Here is a 17315-nt window from a genome sequence, read left to right on the forward strand (position 1 = left end):
GCTTGATTGTGCCGTTAAAATCAAAATATGTAAAGTTGTCGCGTATTCTACCCTTGCCATCGCTGATTTACTAGCCTTTGATGACGTTGAAATCGTACTTTATAGTTCATCGCAGGGCATTCATCGATCTGATAACCCAAATATAACCACTGTTTTTGTTCTTTCTGGGCATGCTGAATCTGAAACAGAACACCAAGTGTTCCCATAGAGATGTCGATATCAGGATCGAAGAAGGTATAAAATGCGCTGGTGCAGTTTGACATAACATCAGTGACGGCGATGCCGACCAATTGGCTGTCATCATAGATGTGCATGAACTTTGTAGCAAGCCATTCATTTTTTGAGAATTGTAGGAATTCATCTTTTTTGGGTGGGTACATGGTTCCCGAACGATGACGAGCAGTGATGTAACGGCTATATAAATCAAACCAGTTGTCGTCCATCGCATCTTTTAATTCCCAGCGAAAGGTTTTAGCCTTGTTGATGATTCGACGCTGGCTTTTGGAAAACTTAACCTCGGGGATCGAAAGGCGAATCGCTTGGCACGCAGAGCAACTGTCGCAATGCGGCTTATAAATGGTAGCTCCACTGCGACGAAACCCGTTTGCTAACAGAACTTCATAATTGTCGGAAGTATGCATGTGTTCGTCAAGAGTGACGGCCACTCTTTCTTCAAGGTGTGGTAAATAGCTGCAAGCGTGATTATCTGTTAATCCAATTCTGATTTGTTGTAAATCTGGATTCATTAAGGCGTTTCCTCTAGCCATTGTGTTTTAAAGCAAGCATCGTCAACCTGGTTTGTTTTTAACGATTGTAGAGAACTCAGAAAAGCCTCTCTGTCGACTTCAATAGCGCCCAGAGATTTCAGGTGAGGGTTCATGACTTGGCAATCGATAAGCTTACCTCCGAATCGGGTAAAGTGTTCGCAGAAGTACCACAGGGCGATTTTAGAGGCGTTGGTTTTTAAGCTAAACATGGATTCACCACAAAAGACTTGGCCTCTTTGTAGGCCGTAAAGCCCGCCAATCAATTCATCATTTTGCCAAACCTCTACTGAGTGGCAGAAACCTAGCGAAGCGAGTTCACAGTATGCTGACCGCATGTCGCTGTTTAGCCAAGTTTCTTCTTCGGGCCTCAACGATGAGCAGTATCCAATCACTTTGTTGGTTGCTTTGTTGATACTGATGCGATAGTTGTGTTTTCTTTGAAATTTTTTAAGACTTTTTGATGGTTCGAATGTCTTAGGATTAAATACCGCTCTCGGTGCCGGGCTCCACCAAAGTATAGGTTCACCTGGGCCATACCATGGAAATATACCTTGGCTGTAAGCGTTTAAAATTCGCATTGGTTGCAAATCACCACCAAAGGCGAGTAGGCCGTTTGGCTCATCAAGCGCGTCGAAGGGCGAAGGAAACTCTATACTAGTAGTATCAAGTTCGGTTAGGTATATAGTCATAAGTACCGCGTTACAGATTAATCACTGACCAAGAGGTCTTTAGGAGTTTTACCATGAAGAAGTTGCTTTGGATTTTACTTGTTTTGCCTATGTTGGCAAATGCCGCTTACAACCGCAACCAAGCACGACCTGTTAATGAGGTCGTTTATGGTGAGATTGATACGGTTAGATACATAACGCAACAAGAAATTGTGGAGTCAAAAGCGAATGGTTGGGAAACTTTATTAGGTGCGGCAATCGGTGGTTTAATTGGTAATCAATTTGGCGGAGGGACCGGTAAAGAAGTGGCTACCGCTGTTGGAGCCGTAGCGGGTGCTGGAATCGCACGTAATCGAGGAAATACGCAGTATCGAGTGGAATATAAGTTAGTTGAACTGCTAGTCAAAACGAAAGACAACAAGTTAGTGAACATCATCCAAGACGTAGACAACTCCATGTTGTTTAACCGAGGTGATGATGTACGAATTCTGTATTTTTCTGATGGTGTTCGAGTTGATCTCGCGTACTAGTATATAAATACACTTACTTGGCTAATTAATCACCTTTTTCATGGGTATTAGCTCTGGAGTTCGTTGGAAAAGTTCGTTAGTCTGCAAGTACGAAGAATTATTCATCACCCGAAAATAAATACGCTCCAGTGACTTCGGGTGGTACAAGGACTATAAGATTTAATGGAAAGCCTTACGTTACAACCAATTCAAAAAGTGAGTGGGGAAGTTAACTTACCTGGCTCAAAAAGTGTTTCTAACCGTGCCCTTCTTTTGGCAGCACTTTCAACTGGAACCACTCGTTTAACAAATTTACTCGACAGTGACGACATTCGTCATATGCTGAACGCACTGACTCAGTTAGGCGTTAATTATCAGTTGTCCGCAGATAAGACAGTTTGTGAAGTAACTGGTGTTGGTGGTGCGTTTTCAAGCGATAAAGCCCTAGAACTTTTCTTAGGTAACGCCGGTACGGCTATGCGTCCGCTTGCTGCTGCACTTTGTTTAGGCCGCGGTGAGTATGTATTGACTGGCGAACCCCGCATGAAGGAGCGCCCAATTGGGCACTTGGTGACAGCGTTGCGAGAAGCTGGCGCAGACGTTGAATACTTAGAAAACGAAAACTATCCACCGTTGAAGATCACAGGGACTGGCCTTAAGAGTGGTACAGTTTCAATCGATGGTTCTATTTCTAGTCAATTTTTGACGGCATTTTTGATGGCTGCACCTTTGGCTGAAGGCGAAGTGACAATTAAAATTGATGGCGATTTAGTATCTAAACCTTACATCGACATTACGCTACACATTATGAAACAATTTGGTGTGGATGTGATTAATAACGATTACCAAGAGTTCGTGATTCCTACAGGGCAATCGTACTCAGCGCCAGGTGACTTTTTGGTCGAGGGCGACGCATCATCTGCATCTTACTTCCTTGCTGCTGCTGCAATTAGAGGCGGCGAGATTAAAGTGACGGGTATTGGTAAAAACAGTATCCAAGGTGATATCCAATTCGCTGATGCGCTTGAAAAAATGGGTGCCGAGATCGAATGGGGTGATGACTATGTTATCTCGCGCTGTGGTGAACTTAAAGGCATTGATATGGATTACAATCATATCCCTGACGCAGCAATGACTATCGCGACAACCGCGTTGTTTGCTAAAGGAACAACCGCTATCCGTAATGTCTACAACTGGCGTGTAAAAGAGACTGATCGCCTTGCTGCTATGGCAACAGAACTGCGCAAAGTTGGCGCTGAGGTTGAAGAGGGTGAAGACTATATCATTGTTAACCCTGTTGCTGAACTAACACACGCGGCGATTGATACTTATGATGACCATCGCATGGCGATGTGCTTCTCGCTGGTTGCTTTGAGTGATACCCCGGTAACTATCAATGACCCAGGTTGTACATCAAAGACTTTCCCTGATTACTTTGACAAGCTGAAAATGCTGAGTCAATAGAGTTCAGAAAGTAAAAAGCTTGCCTAAATGGCAAGCTTTTTCGTTATAGCTCAAGCGTAAATTCTTTTGAAAGATGGTGCGCTAAGTATTTAAACATGTTAAATACAGCGGTTGTGTTCTCTGTTGGTAATCCATTGCTGTCTAAGAAGTATTCACCTTTGAAGACGAGTACATCATCTTTTTCTACTACGCTGTTTGCGCGCATGCCTTCAATGTAGTCATCATGTGATTGGATAATTTGGTTTGCGATAAGCAGTAAATCAAATTCTGCTATTACTTTCTTTGTCATGAGTCGATCTCTGATAACTGAATATAACGTTGAGTTTATGGTGTCACACTAGAAATTCAATGATTTCACAACCGATTAAGAGTGTCTTTTCGAATATCTACCGTTTATTTTGTGATTTATGACAAAAATAATTGAATGGGGCTCGCGTTAGATTCGTGGACAAGCTTAGTATGACCGCGTTTATACGTAATGCCTGATGAATAGGCTCTTGCAAGTATTTTTAATGAGTACTTTATAGCTTCTTTATATTGTGACCCTTTTCTCTTCTGAGCCGCTGAATTGTCGAGCAATCAGATCCAATTTTGAAAAAAGCGGTTGATCTTCTAGTAATCTCGCACAATAGTAAAAAAAGAAGCAATGAATTTAGAATATCATGCGTAAAAGCCCACAAGCTAAATTGTTGGTGCTGAAGCATCGTGATTAAGGACGTTAGAGTCAATATGGGTAAATCGCTCGTTATAGTGGAGTCGCCAGCCAAGGCTAAAACTATCAATAAATATCTTGGCAAAGACTTTGTCGTTAAGTCGAGTGTAGGTCACGTACGTGATTTACCAACGGCGGGTCAAAGTACTGGTCAAAAGGCTGCTGCAGTTTCAACCAAGGGTATGAGCCCAGAAGATAAAGCTCGTATCAAGAAAGAAAAAGATCGCAAAGCTCTTATCAAAAAGATGGGTATCAACCCATATAAAGAGTGGGAAGCGAATTATCAAATTCTACCGGGTAAAGAAAAAGTTGTTGCTGAATTGCAAAAACTGGCTGAAAACGCAGACCATGTTTATCTCGCAACCGATTTGGACCGCGAAGGAGAAGCTATCGCATGGCACCTTCGTGAGATCATCGGCGGCGATGAAACGCGATACAAGCGAGTGGTTTTTAACGAAATCACTAAGAATGCTATTCAACAAGCCTTCGAAACTCCGGGTGAGCTAAACATTGACGGCGTAAACGCACAACAAGCACGACGTTTTATGGACCGTGTTGTTGGCTTTATGGTGTCACCTTTGCTTTGGAAAAAAGTAGCACGAGGCCTATCCGCTGGCCGTGTTCAATCAGTCGCTGTAAAACTACTGGTTGAGCGCGAGCGCGAGATCAACGCTTTTATCCCTGAAGAGTTTTGGGATGTGCATGCTGATACCAAAACAGCAGAGAAAACAGATTTCAGACTGCAAGTCGCTCAGAAAGACGGCGTTGCGTTTAAACCTGATAATGAAGCGCAAACACAAGCTGCAGTTAGCGTTTTAGAAAAAGCGCAATACGAAGTCTGTAAACGTGAAGACCGCCCAACTAAGAGTAAGCCGTCTGCACCTTACATCACGTCTACGCTGCAACAAGCGGCGAGCACGCGTCTTGGTTATGGCGTGAAGAAAACCATGATGCTGGCTCAACGCCTGTATGAAGCGGGTTACATCACTTATATGCGTACTGACTCAACGAACTTGAGTTCAGAAGCTGTAGAAGCCGCTCGTGAATACATTGGTTCTGAGTACGGCGCGCAATATCTTCCGCCTAAAGCACTGGTATACGGTAGCAAAGAGGGCGCTCAAGAGGCCCACGAAGCGATTCGTCCTTCAAGTGTAGATGTTAAGTCGGAAGACCTAAACGGCGTAGATGCAGACGCACACAAGCTGTATTCATTGATTTGGAATCAATTCGTTGCGTGTCAAATGACACCCGCTCAATACGATTCAACGACGGTAAGTGTTAAAGCTGACGAGTACACGTTAAAAGCGAAAGGTCGTATTCTTAAATTTGATGGTTGGACTCGTGTTCAGCGTCCAATGGGTAAGAACGAAGATACAATTCTTCCTGCAGTTCAGATTGGCGATAAGCTTGATCTCATTGCGTTAGACCCGAAACAGCACTTCACTAAGCCACCAGCTCGTTTCACTGAAGCGGCACTAGTTAAAGAGCTTGAGAAGCGTGGTATTGGTCGTCCTTCAACATACGCATCAATCATCTCGACGATTCAAGACCGTGGTTATGTAAAAGTTGAACAGCGTCGTTTCTACGCTGAGAAGATGGGCGAAATTGTTACTGACCGACTAGATGGCAGCTTCAATGACCTAATGAACTATGACTTCACTGCTCGTATGGAGCAGAAGTTGGATCAAATCGCTGAAGGTGAAGCAAGCTGGAAAGGCGTGTTAGATAACTTCTTTGAAGACTTTACTGGCGATTTGGAAAAAGCAGATTTAGACGAAGACGCGGGTGGCATGAAGCCAAACCATATCGTGGAAACCGATATTGAGTGTCCGACTTGTGGCCGTAAAATGGGTATTCGAACTGCCTCGACAGGCGTATTCCTAGGTTGTTCTGGTTACGCACTCCCACCAAAAGAGCGTTGTAAGACAACAATCAACCTTGGTGATGAAGAAGGCATTATCAACGTGCTTGAAGAAGACGTTGAAACCGCAGCTCTTCGAGCTAAAAAGCGCTGTCCTATTTGTGAAACTGCAATGGATGCTTATCTAATCGATGATAAGCGTAAGATGCACGTATGTGGTAATAACCCGAACTGTGAAGGTTATGTGGTTGAGCACGGCGAATTTAAAGTGAAAGGCTACGATGGTCCACTTGTTGAGTGTGACAAATGTGGTTCTGACATGGTTCTAAAGAACGGTCGTTTTGGTAAATACATGGACTGTACGAGTGAAGACTGTAAGAACACTCGTAAGATCCTGAAAAATGGCGAAGTAGCGCCACCGAAAGAAGACCCTGTACATTTCCCTGAACTTCCGTGTGAAAATTCAGACGCGTACTTTGTTCTTCGTGATGGTGCCTCTGGCCTATTTATGGCTGCGAGCAACTTCCCTAAATCACGTGAAACGCGTGCACCATTGGTGGAAGAGTTGGTTCGTTTTAAAGATCGTATCTCACCTAAGTTCCAGTACCTAACGTCAGCGCCGGTTGCTGACCCTGATGGTAAGCCGACAGTGATTCGTTTTAGTCGTAAGACAAAAGAGAACTACGTTCGTACCGAAGTAGACGGAAAACCTTCTGGTTGGACTGCTTTGTATATCGACGGAAAGTGGGAAGTTACAGATAAGCGTAAAAAGCCGAAAGAGAAGTAACAGAAAACATTGATTGAGAAGCAGCCATTGGGCTGCTTTTTTTTGTCCAAAACATGACTAAGTATGCAACTAATTGATTTTCTATTTCAATTGAAATAATTTATTAAATTCACGATGGAAAATAAATGAGAGCAATTAATTACATCTTATTATGGAAGCTTAACGAGACTGTAACTTAACTAAAATATTGTAACTGAAAGAACAGTGTTTAGTTGTATACCTGATGTGTGACGGGTGTTAATGTAATGTTTCGTTCGGATGGTGTTATGTGAGCTGCTTTAAGTCTTAAGAAAGCAATCGGTTGCCATGACGCAGAATGGCGTATTAAAAATTGAAATCGGCACAAAAGTCGATAACGTATATCAAACCAAGTGCAAAGAATAGTGCACATATAACAACGTTTGGCTTAGAATACTGTCACTGTATGTGAATGGATATTCGTTAAGTTCCGAAATGAATGTTAGTGCTCATCCCCCTGAGGAAGATACCTCTACGAGCACTGACATCGACAAGCTATAAATATATGGAGAATAAAATGGCTGGTGTATTGGGAATGATTCTTGCTGGTGGTGAAGGTTCTCGCTTGAGACCTTTAACTGAGTCTCGCAGCAAACCCTCGGTTCCTTTCGGTGGTAGCTACCGCTTAATTGATTTCGCTTTGAACAACTTTGTTAATGCTGATCTGATGAAGATCTATGTTTTAACACAATTTAAGTCACAATCACTGTTCCATCATATGAAAAAAGGTTGGAATATCAGTGGTATAACAGACCGATTTATTGACCCTATTCCGGCACAAATGCGCAAAGGAAAGCGTTGGTATGAAGGCACAGCAGATGCAATCTACCAAAACATGGGTTTTATGGAATTGGAAGAACCTGATCAAGTCTGTATTTTCGGTTCTGATCATATCTACAAAATGGATATCAAACAGATGCTTGATTTCCACAAAGAAAAGAACGCGGCTTTAACGGTTTCAGCGTTACGTATGCCACTTTCCGAAGCTTCTGAGTTTGGTGTTATTGAAGTTGATGCTGAAGGTCGTATGATTGGTTTTGAAGAGAAACCTGCAAATCCCAAGTCGATCCCGGGAGATCCTGAATCAGCGCTTGTTTCAATGGGCAACTACGTGTTCGAAGCGAAAGAGCTTTTTGCTGAACTAACGGAAGATGCTGATAGAGAAGGGTCGACACACGACTTCGGCAAAGACATTATTCCCAACATGTTCCCACGTGGTGACGTGTTTGTTTATGATTTCAGCACCAACCGTATTACCGGTGAGAAAGAAGAAGTTTACTGGCGCGATGTAGGTACGATTGACGCGTACTGGCAAGCGCACATGGATCTTCTTAAGAAAGATGCGCCATTCTCGCTATACAACCGCAAATGGCCTTTACACACTTATTACCCGCCACTACCACCAGCTACGTTTACTGATTCGGCAAATGGTCGAATTCAGATCATTGATAGCCTTGTGTGTAGCGGTAGTTATGTACGTGGTTCGCGTATTGAAAAGAGTGTATTGGGCTTCCGCAGCAATATCGCATCAGCATGTGATATTAGCGAGAGTATCTTACTCGGTGATGTAAAAGTGGGTGAGGGTTGTATCCTGCGTCGCGTTATCATCGATAAAGATGCAGACATCGCACCGGGTACACAGATTGGTGTAAACTTGAAAGAAGATAAAAAGCATTACCACGTCTCTGACGATGGTGTAGTAGTGATTTCTAAAGGAGCACGAGTTGGTTACTAAGACTCTCTCGGTACTTTTTGTAGCGTCTGAAGTTGAAGGCTTGATTAAAAGTGGTGGCTTGGCTGATGTAGCCAAGGCACTGCCTAAAGCGTTACAAACACTCGAACAGGATGTTCGAGTGACCATCCCCGCTTATCGAAATATACCTAATATTGACTCCGCAGAAGTTATTTTAGCCACTGAACTCGATCATTGGCCTCATACCGCTTATCAGGTTAAGAAGTTGAGCGTTGAAGGCGTTCAAGTGTTTGGTATTGAATGTGCTAAATATTTCGACCGCCCTGAAATGTATGCCGAGAACAATCAAGCTTATGCTGATAATGGAGAACGTTTCTCCTTCTTTAGTGCCGCTTGTTTAGATATGTTACCAAAGCTTGGTTTCCAGCCTGATATCGTTCATGCGAATGATTGGCATACTGGTTTTGTTCCTTTCTTGCTCAAGTCTCGTTACCAACAACACGATTTCTTTGAAAATACACGCAGTGTCATTTCAATTCACAATGCGGTTTTCAAAGGGGTGTTCTCATATGATGAGCTGCAGTGTCTACCTGAAATGCATAGCTACAATGTACCAGAAGCAGCGGTGAGTGATACTCACGTTACTATGCTAAAAGCAGGCGTGTTGTGTGCAGATAAAGTCAACGCGGTAAGCCCAACTTATGCAGAAGAGCTGAAAACGGAATTAGGAAGCCACGGTATGTCGGCTGAGTTTCAACATCGTTCGGCAGACTTGTTTGGTATTCTTAACGGCTGTGATTACGGTGCTTGGAATCCGGAAACAGATGTGTTCCTGCCTCGTAAGTATAAAGCGACGAAACACAGCATGGTTCGTGGCAAATCAGCTTGTAAGCAAAAACTGCAACAAGATGTTGGCCTGCCCCTGAATGATTGCGCTGTTTATGGCATGGTTTGCCGTTTGACGAATCAAAAAGGTGTCCATTACTTACTGCCGATCATCGAACAGTTCTTGAAAAACGACCTTCAGATTGTGATTGTCGGTACTGGTGATCCGGTTTTGGCGAGTCAACTTAAAGAGTTATCAGCACTTCATTCAGACAAGTTCTCTTTTGTCGAAGCGTACAATAACGAATTGGCACACTTGGTTGAAGCGGGTTCTGATTTCTTTTTGATGCCTTCGGAATTTGAACCGTGTGGTTTAAACCAAATCTACAGCATGGCTTACGGTACTTTGCCGATTGTTCGTTCTGTGGGAGGTTTAAAAGACAGCGTGAATGATTACGATGAGGATTCTGAGGTCGCGACTGGGTTTGCTTTTGAAGAGCCAACCCCACAAGCACTATTGGCAGTGTTACATCGATCGTTGTTACTTTATGCGCAAACGCCGTCTGAAATTAAACGGGTTCAGCTTTATGCTATGCAGCAAGATTTTAGTTGGGAAGACGCTGCTAAAGAGTATCTAGCAATGTACCATACTGCATTTTAACGTTAATTTAATCTCTTGATGTAGCTGATGTACACCATTAGCACTAAACAACGGAAGGCGCTCTTTTCACAGAGTGCCTTTTTATTTGTTGGTCTGTCTACATCACGTTTGAGAAGACAGAGCTTGCAAACTCATGTCAGTCAGGTAGAAAAGAGGGAGTAGGTATTCACATGACTAATGGTAGGTTTGACACTATTATCACTTAAAGTTCTTAATTGCGTGATATCCTTAGTCATCGCCTTGTGATGAGGCACAGCTCCATTTTAATAATTAAAGCGATAGGTATGTCTGAGAGTTTATTATTCCATAAAACATTTACTCACCCTACGAGCGACGAGTGGGTTGTGTTTGTGCATGGCGCAGGAGGAAGTTCCTCTATCTGGTTCAAACAGATCAAAGCGTATAAACAGCATTTCAACTTACTTCTCATCGATCTGAGAGGGCACGGTAAATCAGACAATATACTTAAAGGGCTGATTTCGAATCGTTACACCTTCAAATCGGTAACGCTCGATATTCTCAAAGTTTTAGATCACCTAAAAATTCGTTCTGCCCATTTTGTTGGCATGTCTTTAGGTACTATCATAGTACGTAACGTCGCTGAGTTAGCAGCAGGGCGTGTGCGTTCAATGGTATTAGGCGGCGCTGTTACTAAGCTAAACACTCGCTCTCAAGTTTTAATAAAATTAGGTAACTTAAGTAAACACATCATTCCTTACATGTGGTTATACAGTCTTTTTGCGTATGTAGTAATGCCGCAGAAAAGCCAAAAAGAGTCTCGTCACCTTTTTATCCGTGAAGCTAAAAAACTGTGCCAAAAAGAGTTTAAGCGCTGGTTTATCTTAACGGCAGATGTAAACCCTTTGATGAAGTATTTTAAAGATAGGGAATTACCAATACCGACTCTTTATTTGATGGGCGAACGTGATTACATGTTTATTAAGCCTGTAAAAGAAATGGTGGAAGCACATGAGTCGAGCGAGCTAGTAGAAATTCCGAATTGTGGACACGTATGTAATGTGGAAAATCCTGAAGAGTTTAATCAGCGTTCGATTGCGTTTATTCAAAAGCAAATTCAGTGATTATCACGATTCTTTATCAGAACAGACGCTCGAATAGAATTGAAACAAAAACGGGAAGCTAATTTTAGCTTCCCGTTTTTGTTTGGAGGAGGTATCTGACCGAGTTGTTATATAAGGCCGTTGGAGCCACTTTACCTTTCAAAACCTGCTATTCAGGAGAAGCAGCACCGCACTGCCAACAAGAGCCAAATTGGGCTTCATTGACTTCATGACACTGTCTGCAACGCCACTCTTCATAGATTATAGAATCTTGCTGTTTTTGGTATTCATTGACAATAACACGTGCCTTATTGGCTTGTTCTGGTTCATACAGCCAAACATACGGGTCAGTATCTTCTGTAAAAGGGATTTCTCCTTTCAAACCAAACAAACCCTCACCACGGACCTCACACGCAATATTCTCACTTTCTAGCAATCCACATATGATGTGAGCTTCAGTAGGGTTCGATGCGCTAAAGATTTTCATTGAAATAGAACCTTATTTGGCTATGTGTGTTATCTAATCTATATCCATTATTCAGCTACAGGTGTTGAGCGAAACTTACCCATCAACCATTTAGCAATAATTGGGAATATACCTAGTAATGCAAATGACAACAGCACTGAAGGAGACACGATACCCGAAAGTGAATCTATTTCTGCGAGTTGAGTACCAGCATTTAAGAAAACAGCTGTACCTGGCAACATCCCAATTTGACTCGTAATGTAGTAACGACTTACCGACATCGGCGTTAGACCCATCAACAGGTTGATAAGGAAAAATGGGAATACAGGGATCAGGCGTAGAGAAAATAAGTAAAATGCCCCGTCTTTTTCGACACCTTTATTCATGGTCGCCAATTTGTCGCCGAATTTGGTTTGAATCCAGTCACGTAACAAATAGCGGCTACTCAAAAAGGCGATAGTTGCACCGATTGCACTGGCGAATGACACCAATAACAAACTATTCCAAAAACCAAAGAGCGCAGCACCCAATAGGGTCACAACAGCAGCTCCTGGAATCGAGAAAGCGGTAATCATGACGTAAGCTGCGAAATAAATAGCAGCCGCGGCGATAAAATTACTGTCAATGTATTCATTCAAAACGGCTTGCTGAGCCTTGGCATTCTCAAGTGTGAGGTATTGGCCAAAGTTGACGCCTAGTAAGACAATCGTTATTACCAACACAATACCCAATATCATTTTCTTACTCATTGATACTTCCTCTAAATTTTCAATGCATACCGATAGTATAGATAGACAGGTAAAGCTTAGATTAACTTTCAACAGATATAAAAAAAAGCCGCATAAATGCGGCTTAGTTATGTGTAGTTTTAACTGATAATGTTAATTTACGCGACTGATAAGCTCTTCGCGACGCTGCTGCGGTATAACAGACCAATGTGTACCATTAATAGCACCTTCTAGCGCCCAAAGTAACTCGATACTGACAGAGGACGCGTGAGATTCCTTGATGGCGTTAAACGCGTTTACAGAGCCAGATTCATATAAACGTTCTACGGAATCTATCCCAGCCTTTTTCAACATGCGCTCGGTAGCAAGTCGAAGGTTAGGAAGGTCTTTTAATCGAGTTGGTTTAGCAGAAGACTGTTCAGCTTTTTCATCTTTAGCAAAACCCAAAGACGTAGTCGCAAGCTGCAAGATTTTTTCTTGATCCTGCCACAGGCCTTCAGGCAAAGCGAAATATTTAGTAACAACAGGGAAGCCACGTTTTTTGTAAACGTAAGGTTGAAACCCTTGTTGTTCAAATTGTTTTGTTGTGCATTTGTCCGCTCGTATATGCAACTGGTCATTTACAACCAGAGCAAACATCGTGTCATCGGCAAAAAGACCGAAGCCACCAAACATTGAACGTGATTTTATTTTTCCTAGGGACTCAAATAACTTCATTGAGTCCTTTAGTATCGGTTTATCCATGTTATTTATCTCGGTGTATTTGAACTACGCCACCAAATAAGCAGGTCCGAGAGATTAGCAAAATGTTGCAACTAAATTGTCAATAAGCCGTAAATTACTAAATTATTAGTAACCACTGCATTTTGCCATCGGTAACCCCGCTACCATACCAACGAGTGGTTTAGGCCGGAAGCTTTGCGTCTCACTCTTTCGAGTGGTTTGCCCTGTGCGTGACTGATTAAATAGAATAAAGTTTTTGTTGAATGAAGCTCACACTTGTTATTTCAAAATGTGATATTGCTTCAATTAATGATCTTGCTGTTATGATACCAGGTTCATTAATGTTGTTGATAAAAAAAGCGCACCTAAAGGTGCGCTTGATTAGAATAAACTGAATTTATCAATTAATTTAACGTTTTAACTGTACTTCGTTCAACAATTTCAGGGTGCATTTCGAAAACGCGTTTTTCATGATCTTTATCTTTGATGCGTTCTAACAAAATTTCGAATGCATTTTTACCAACACGACGCTTCGGTTGGTGAACCGTGGTCAATGGTGGGGAGAAATATTCAGCGAGTTCGATGTTATCGTAACCAATAACTGATATATCTTCAGGAATGCGAATTCCTTTTTCTTGTAATCGACTCATCAAACCTAGTGCCATGGTGTCGTTGAAACAGAACACTGCCGTTGGGCGATCTTTCATCTCAACAATCTTATCTGCTGCTATAACAGCAGTATCACATTCAAAGTTACCTTCAATGATCAAGCGTTCGTCAGTGGCAATATTAGCTTCGTCAAATGCACGTTTGTATCCTGCGATACGTTCAACACAGGCTGCTTTATCTAAGTGGCCACTTAAACAAGCAATCTTAGAGTGACCGCGTTCAATAAGGTACTTGGTCGCTAGGTAGCCACCTTCTTCAGAGTTATCAATGATCTTGTCGGCTTGAGAGCTCTCAGGACCCCAGTCCATCACTACTTTAGGAATGTCAGCGTGACGGTCTAACATTTCTCTTAGTTCTTCAGTTAGGTCTGAACACATAACCAAGATGCCATCTACACGCTTCTCTGCAAGCATTCGAATGTAATCACGTTGCTTCTCATAAATACCGCCTGTGTTACACAAAATCAAAGTGTAGCCTTGACGGTAGCAGTAGCTCTCTACGCCATCGATAACCTCAGAGAAGAATAGGTTGGTTGACTGAGTTACTAGCATGCCGATAGTGCGTGTTGTATTACATTTCAAACTACGAGCAACAGCACTCGGTGCATAGTTTAGTTCGTCTACGGCTTTGTTTACTTTTTCTTGAGTCGCTTCTGCGACAAAACGTGTTTTGTTGATTACGTGAGAAACGGTTGTTGTTGATACGCCTGCTAAGCGAGCGACATCTTTTATAGTGGCCATGGTTTTATCCTATTAGAAGCTACTTTCCCAAAGTACGGAATAAAGTAGCCGTTAAGCTACTTAACTAAGAGCTTAAATTTGTAGGGCTCTTTGGGTACTAAAGTGCTAAAAAACAAAAAACCGCTATTGAGCGGCTTGTCTTAACACCGAAATGCTTTGAACTTAAATAAGCTTAGCATTTCGTGAATGTTTCATATTTTATCGTTTGCGGTCACAATTTTAGACTGACTAGAAATTACTCGCAATATAATTCACCCAGAAATCCGGGTGAATTGTCACATTCTACTGAATTTATTTACCTAGTCGTTGGGCGAACTTATTCACCAGCTAAATATTGAGTGTCTAAATTGCAAAATGCGAGTAGCAAAGACGAGACCGAAGCGTAGAAACCAAACTGGTCAACGTCATGACATTTCACATTAAACTTTGGCAACCAAGTAAGTAGTTGCTGATCGATAAACTGCTGTTGAATGACGAACGATTTCTCTAATTCTTCTTCAAGCTCAGTTTCATTTGAACGGATGATTAGATTGCCAAGGAAGTCGAGTTCGATAGCAATGTGATCTGCAGGTTCTTTTAAGTCTTGGTTCACGATTAAGTTGTGCTTAGCCATGATGTCTTCCATGTCTCTAGCTGGCTTATCGTTTAATAGACCTGTTTCGCCGATGTACATTGAAGCGTAAGGTAAAGCACCATGTTTGTCTGTCTTCAAGAAAAGGTCGCAGAAGTCAGCAGACAGTTCCAGTTGGGCATCTTCACGTGTTTGTAGACGGTTCAATGCGTCTACAAGCTTATCAATCGAAGGCTTTAGAGCTTCATTCGAACCTAAACCAGAAAGGAAAGAACGAATTTCAACAGAGTGGTAGTGATCGAGTTCTTCTTGAGTGAGCTCTTTGGCGAATAAGCTTGATAACCACCAGTAAATTTCTGCTCTTTGCTCGTTGAATGCTTTCGTATCTTTCATTTCATAGATCCTGATTTAGTCTTGTGATGTTTATATACCCAGCGCCGTTAAGTCATTTGGGTACAAGCACACCAAGGCTGAATAACAAGGTTATTTGCTAAGCGCAAAGTGACTCGTTCGTAGTAATGCCTATATTGAATTGCGATGGACGATAAATAGCAAGGTTTAAGATTGTCTTGTATCAAAAAAAATCCATGTTTCTGGCTTTTATCTTCAGTACCACTAGAATTGTTACTAGTTATGAATAGAATAGTCATTGAAACTATTAAATAAGAAAAGTGGTGTAGATGAGCTATCACGTATTGGTCGTAGAAGATGATGTGGTAACCCGCAGTAAACTGGTTGGATATTTCCAGAACGAAGGTTACACAGTGAGTGAAGCTGAGAGCGGCGCTCAGATGAGAAACGTGTTGGAAGAAAACAACGTTGATCTCATTATGCTGGACATCAACTTACCAGGCGAAGATGGATTGATGCTAACTCGCGAATTACGCAGTCAATCAGACATTGGAATTATTTTAGTTACTGGACGCACGGATAGCATCGACAAAATCGTAGGCCTTGAAATGGGCGCAGACGATTATGTTACTAAACCCTTCGAACTTCGCGAATTATTGGTTCGAGTTAAAAACTTACTTTGGCGTATTGCTGCTGCTCGTAGAACAGCGACGGGAGTGGTGGAACAAGCAGAAGATGAGTCTGTTGTTCGTTTTGGTGAGTGGACGTTTGATATTCCTCGCCGAGCGCTAAGCAAAAATGGTGAGCCGGTTAAACTGACTAAGGCTGAGTATGAGTTGCTAGTCGCACTCTCTTCTTACCCTAACCAAGTATTAAGTCGCGAACGTATTTTGAACATGATTAGCCACCGAGTGGATGCGCCTAATGATCGCACTATCGATGTGTTAATTCGTCGTATGCGCGCAAAAATGGAGTTTGATCCCAAGAACCCACAGATTTTTGTGACGGTTCACGGTGAAGGTTACATGTTCGCTGGTGACTAAACCCTTCGGGCGTTTTAATCAGTAAAAAAAGACAACTAGCGTAAAAAAGCCGAGACATCATTGATGGTTCGGCTTTTTATTTCTTGCCATACTATTGGTTATTGCTAACCATCCGAAAATTAATAGATATCGATTTGAGACTAGGCCGCAGAAACGACGCCATTATCTTCTTCTAAAATAGAAGGCTCAGGGACAACGATAGGCTCTTCAACATTATCATTACTCGTGTCTAGCCAATCGCGCAGGCTTTGCCAAACTAACCCCATGGTTTCGTGCCAATAACGTTCGGTCTGCTCAAGGTATAGCGCTTTAGGCATGTACTTATCCCAAGGCTCTACAATGCCTTCTTGTGCAAGGTAGTTGGTTGGTGCCGCTAATGGTTTCATACCCGCAGCATGGAATTCATTCAAGGCGCGAGTCATATGGCTAGCCGATGTAACTAATACCATCTTTTTATTTTTAACAAACGCGGCGGCTTGGCGGGCTTCTTCCCACGTGTCTTTTGCTGTTTCAAGCAAAATGATGTCAGGTTTTGAAACCCCAAGCGCTAAAGCCACTTTAGCCATCATTCTTGCATTACTCACTTCAGTCCCCGCACCATAGCCAGACAAAATGAGTTTGGCACCAGGATAAAGGCGTAAAATACGAATGCCTTCACTTAAACGCATCAATCCTGTGCGACTAAGCTCAGATGTAGGTGGGATTTGGTCGTCTACGACGTGACCACTGCCGAGAACCATAACGTAATCGATGGTGTCATCGACGGGTAAAAAAGCGGTGTGTTGCCTTTCCATTGGCATTAAAAGTTGACTAGAAACTGGCTGGAAAGCGATGAGGAAAATACCACAGAGGGCTGAAAGGGTAATTAGGCAACCAGTCTTCCTTTTGGTAGTAAACATCACTAGGGCTAAACCCAGAAAAGCGAGAATTAACATTGCTGGCAGTGGCATCAATAATGAAGACACTACTTTTTTCAGCTCAAACATATCCGAATAGTC

16 protein-coding genes and 1 riboswitch are annotated in these 17315 nt (G+C 42.3%); of the genes, 7 read left to right on the plus strand and 9 right to left on the minus strand.

Annotated features, from left to right (window positions below; genetic code table 11):
* Positions 1–47: 47 nt before the first annotated feature.
* The gene (locus L8S15_RS07075) at positions 48–746 is read right to left on the minus strand and encodes an arginyltransferase (RefSeq protein ID WP_010437756.1); all 699 of its coding nucleotides are present in this window, start codon (positions 744–746) and stop codon (positions 48–50) included.
* Positions 746–1456: a leucyl/phenylalanyl-tRNA--protein transferase gene (gene aat / locus L8S15_RS07080; protein ID WP_016768420.1), complete on the minus strand. Its 711-nt coding sequence runs from the start codon at positions 1454–1456 to the stop codon at positions 746–748. Before aat ends, L8S15_RS07075 begins: the two co-directional genes overlap by 1 nt.
* A gap of 53 nt (positions 1457–1509) precedes the next feature.
* Between aat and L8S15_RS07085 the strand changes: the two genes are divergently transcribed.
* Together L8S15_RS07085 and aroA are read left to right on the plus strand one after the other, a co-directional pair.
* Positions 1510–1965: a glycine zipper 2TM domain-containing protein gene (locus L8S15_RS07085; protein WP_016768419.1), complete on the plus strand. Its 456-nt coding sequence runs from the start codon at positions 1510–1512 to the stop codon at positions 1963–1965.
* Positions 1966–2127: 162 nt separating this feature from the next.
* Positions 2128–3408 carry a 3-phosphoshikimate 1-carboxyvinyltransferase gene (aroA, locus tag L8S15_RS07090; protein ID WP_016787155.1) on the plus strand — a complete coding sequence of 427 codons (1281 nt, stop codon included), beginning with the start codon at positions 2128–2130 and terminating at the stop codon, positions 3406–3408.
* Between the two features lie 43 nt (positions 3409–3451).
* Here aroA and L8S15_RS07095 read toward each other — a convergent pair whose 3' ends face one another.
* Complete coding sequence (locus L8S15_RS07095) at positions 3452–3697, minus strand: YciN family protein (RefSeq protein WP_010437770.1); 246 nt, start codon at positions 3695–3697, stop codon at positions 3452–3454.
* Between the two features lie 440 nt (positions 3698–4137).
* Between L8S15_RS07095 and topA the strand changes: the two genes are divergently transcribed.
* From topA to L8S15_RS07115, 4 genes are all read left to right on the plus strand, one after another.
* Positions 4138–6768, plus strand: coding sequence for a type I DNA topoisomerase (gene topA, locus L8S15_RS07100; RefSeq protein ID WP_010437771.1), 2631 nt, complete (start codon positions 4138–4140; stop codon positions 6766–6768).
* A gap of 523 nt (positions 6769–7291) precedes the next feature.
* A complete protein-coding gene (glgC, locus tag L8S15_RS07105; protein ID WP_080572727.1) occupies positions 7292–8521 on the plus strand; it encodes a glucose-1-phosphate adenylyltransferase in 1230 nt (409 codons plus the stop codon).
* Entirely contained in the window at positions 8511–9965 is a 1455-nt protein-coding gene (gene glgA / locus L8S15_RS07110; RefSeq protein WP_016783839.1) for a glycogen synthase GlgA, read from the plus strand. The genes glgC and glgA overlap by 11 nt, the downstream gene beginning before the upstream one ends.
* Before the next feature lie 284 nt (positions 9966–10249).
* Positions 10250–11047: an alpha/beta hydrolase gene (locus tag L8S15_RS07115; RefSeq protein ID WP_010437777.1), complete on the plus strand. Its 798-nt coding sequence runs from the start codon at positions 10250–10252 to the stop codon at positions 11045–11047.
* 148 nt (positions 11048–11195) lie between these two features.
* Here the strand turns inward: L8S15_RS07115 and L8S15_RS07120 are convergent, their stop codons facing one another.
* From L8S15_RS07120 to torD, 5 genes are all read right to left on the minus strand, one after another.
* Positions 11196–11513, minus strand: coding sequence for a DUF2007 domain-containing protein (locus L8S15_RS07120; protein ID WP_016783840.1), 318 nt, complete (start codon positions 11511–11513; stop codon positions 11196–11198).
* Positions 11514–11560: 47 nt separating this feature from the next.
* On the minus strand, positions 11561–12241 hold the full coding sequence (locus L8S15_RS07125) for a TVP38/TMEM64 family protein (protein ID WP_010437782.1): 681 nt from the start codon (positions 12239–12241) through the stop codon (positions 11561–11563).
* A 132-nt stretch (positions 12242–12373) separates the two neighbouring features.
* Positions 12374–12964, minus strand: a complete 591-nt coding sequence (locus L8S15_RS07130; RefSeq protein WP_010437783.1) for a TfoX/Sxy family DNA transformation protein — start codon at positions 12962–12964, stop codon at positions 12374–12376.
* A gap of 127 nt (positions 12965–13091) precedes the next feature.
* Positions 13092–13177: riboswitch (cyclic di-GMP riboswitch) on the minus strand.
* A gap of 170 nt (positions 13178–13347) precedes the next feature.
* Complete coding sequence (gene purR, locus L8S15_RS07135; protein WP_010437785.1) at positions 13348–14352, minus strand: HTH-type transcriptional repressor PurR; 1005 nt, start codon at positions 14350–14352, stop codon at positions 13348–13350.
* A gap of 316 nt (positions 14353–14668) precedes the next feature.
* Positions 14669–15316, minus strand: a complete 648-nt coding sequence (torD, locus tag L8S15_RS07140) for a molecular chaperone TorD (protein WP_280572256.1) — start codon at positions 15314–15316, stop codon at positions 14669–14671.
* Positions 15317–15603: 287 nt separating this feature from the next.
* On the opposite strand from torD, the gene torR reads away from it, so the two are divergent.
* Positions 15604–16317 carry a two-component system response regulator TorR gene (gene torR, locus L8S15_RS07145; protein ID WP_010437789.1) on the plus strand — a complete coding sequence of 238 codons (714 nt, stop codon included), beginning with the start codon at positions 15604–15606 and terminating at the stop codon, positions 16315–16317.
* Between the two features lie 140 nt (positions 16318–16457).
* Here the strand turns inward: torR and elyC are convergent, their stop codons facing one another.
* Positions 16458–17303, minus strand: a complete 846-nt coding sequence (gene elyC / locus L8S15_RS07150) for an envelope biogenesis factor ElyC (protein WP_010437790.1) — start codon at positions 17301–17303, stop codon at positions 16458–16460.
* Positions 17304–17315: the final 12 nt, after the last annotated feature.

Origin of the sequence: Vibrio sp. S/42/10 (assembly GCF_029890535.1) — a bacterium.
GTDB lineage: Bacteria > Pseudomonadota > Gammaproteobacteria > Enterobacterales > Vibrionaceae > Vibrio > Vibrio cyclitrophicus.

Bases quoted from the DNA above. Each gene is read 5' to 3' on its own strand.
- L8S15_RS07115 (WP_010437777.1), top strand. From the start codon at position 10,250: ATGTCTGAGAGTTTATTATTCCATAAAACATTTACTCACCCTACGAGC.
- torR (WP_010437789.1), top strand. From the start codon at position 15,604: ATGAGCTATCACGTATTGGTCGTAGAAGATGATGTGGTAACCCGCAGT.
- L8S15_RS07120 (WP_016783840.1), bottom strand. From the start codon at position 11,513: ATGAAAATCTTTAGCGCATCGAACCCTACTGAAGCTCACATCATATGT.
- topA (WP_010437771.1), top strand. From the start codon at position 4,138: ATGGGTAAATCGCTCGTTATAGTGGAGTCGCCAGCCAAGGCTAAAACT.
- elyC (WP_010437790.1), bottom strand. From the start codon at position 17,303: ATGTTTGAGCTGAAAAAAGTAGTGTCTTCATTATTGATGCCACTGCCA.
- purR (WP_010437785.1), bottom strand. From the start codon at position 14,352: ATGGCCACTATAAAAGATGTCGCTCGCTTAGCAGGCGTATCAACAACA.
- L8S15_RS07125 (WP_010437782.1), bottom strand. From the start codon at position 12,241: ATGAGTAAGAAAATGATATTGGGTATTGTGTTGGTAATAACGATTGTC.
- aroA (WP_016787155.1), top strand. From the start codon at position 2,128: ATGGAAAGCCTTACGTTACAACCAATTCAAAAAGTGAGTGGGGAAGTT.
- L8S15_RS07085 (WP_016768419.1), top strand. From the start codon at position 1,510: ATGAAGAAGTTGCTTTGGATTTTACTTGTTTTGCCTATGTTGGCAAAT.
- aat (WP_016768420.1), bottom strand. From the start codon at position 1,456: ATGACTATATACCTAACCGAACTTGATACTACTAGTATAGAGTTTCCT.
- glgC (WP_080572727.1), top strand. From the start codon at position 7,292: ATGGAGAATAAAATGGCTGGTGTATTGGGAATGATTCTTGCTGGTGGT.
- L8S15_RS07075 (WP_010437756.1), bottom strand. From the start codon at position 746: ATGAATCCAGATTTACAACAAATCAGAATTGGATTAACAGATAATCAC.
- L8S15_RS07095 (WP_010437770.1), bottom strand. From the start codon at position 3,697: ATGACAAAGAAAGTAATAGCAGAATTTGATTTACTGCTTATCGCAAAC.
- torD (WP_280572256.1), bottom strand. From the start codon at position 15,316: ATGAAAGATACGAAAGCATTCAACGAGCAAAGAGCAGAAATTTACTGG.
- L8S15_RS07130 (WP_010437783.1), bottom strand. From the start codon at position 12,964: ATGGATAAACCGATACTAAAGGACTCAATGAAGTTATTTGAGTCCCTA.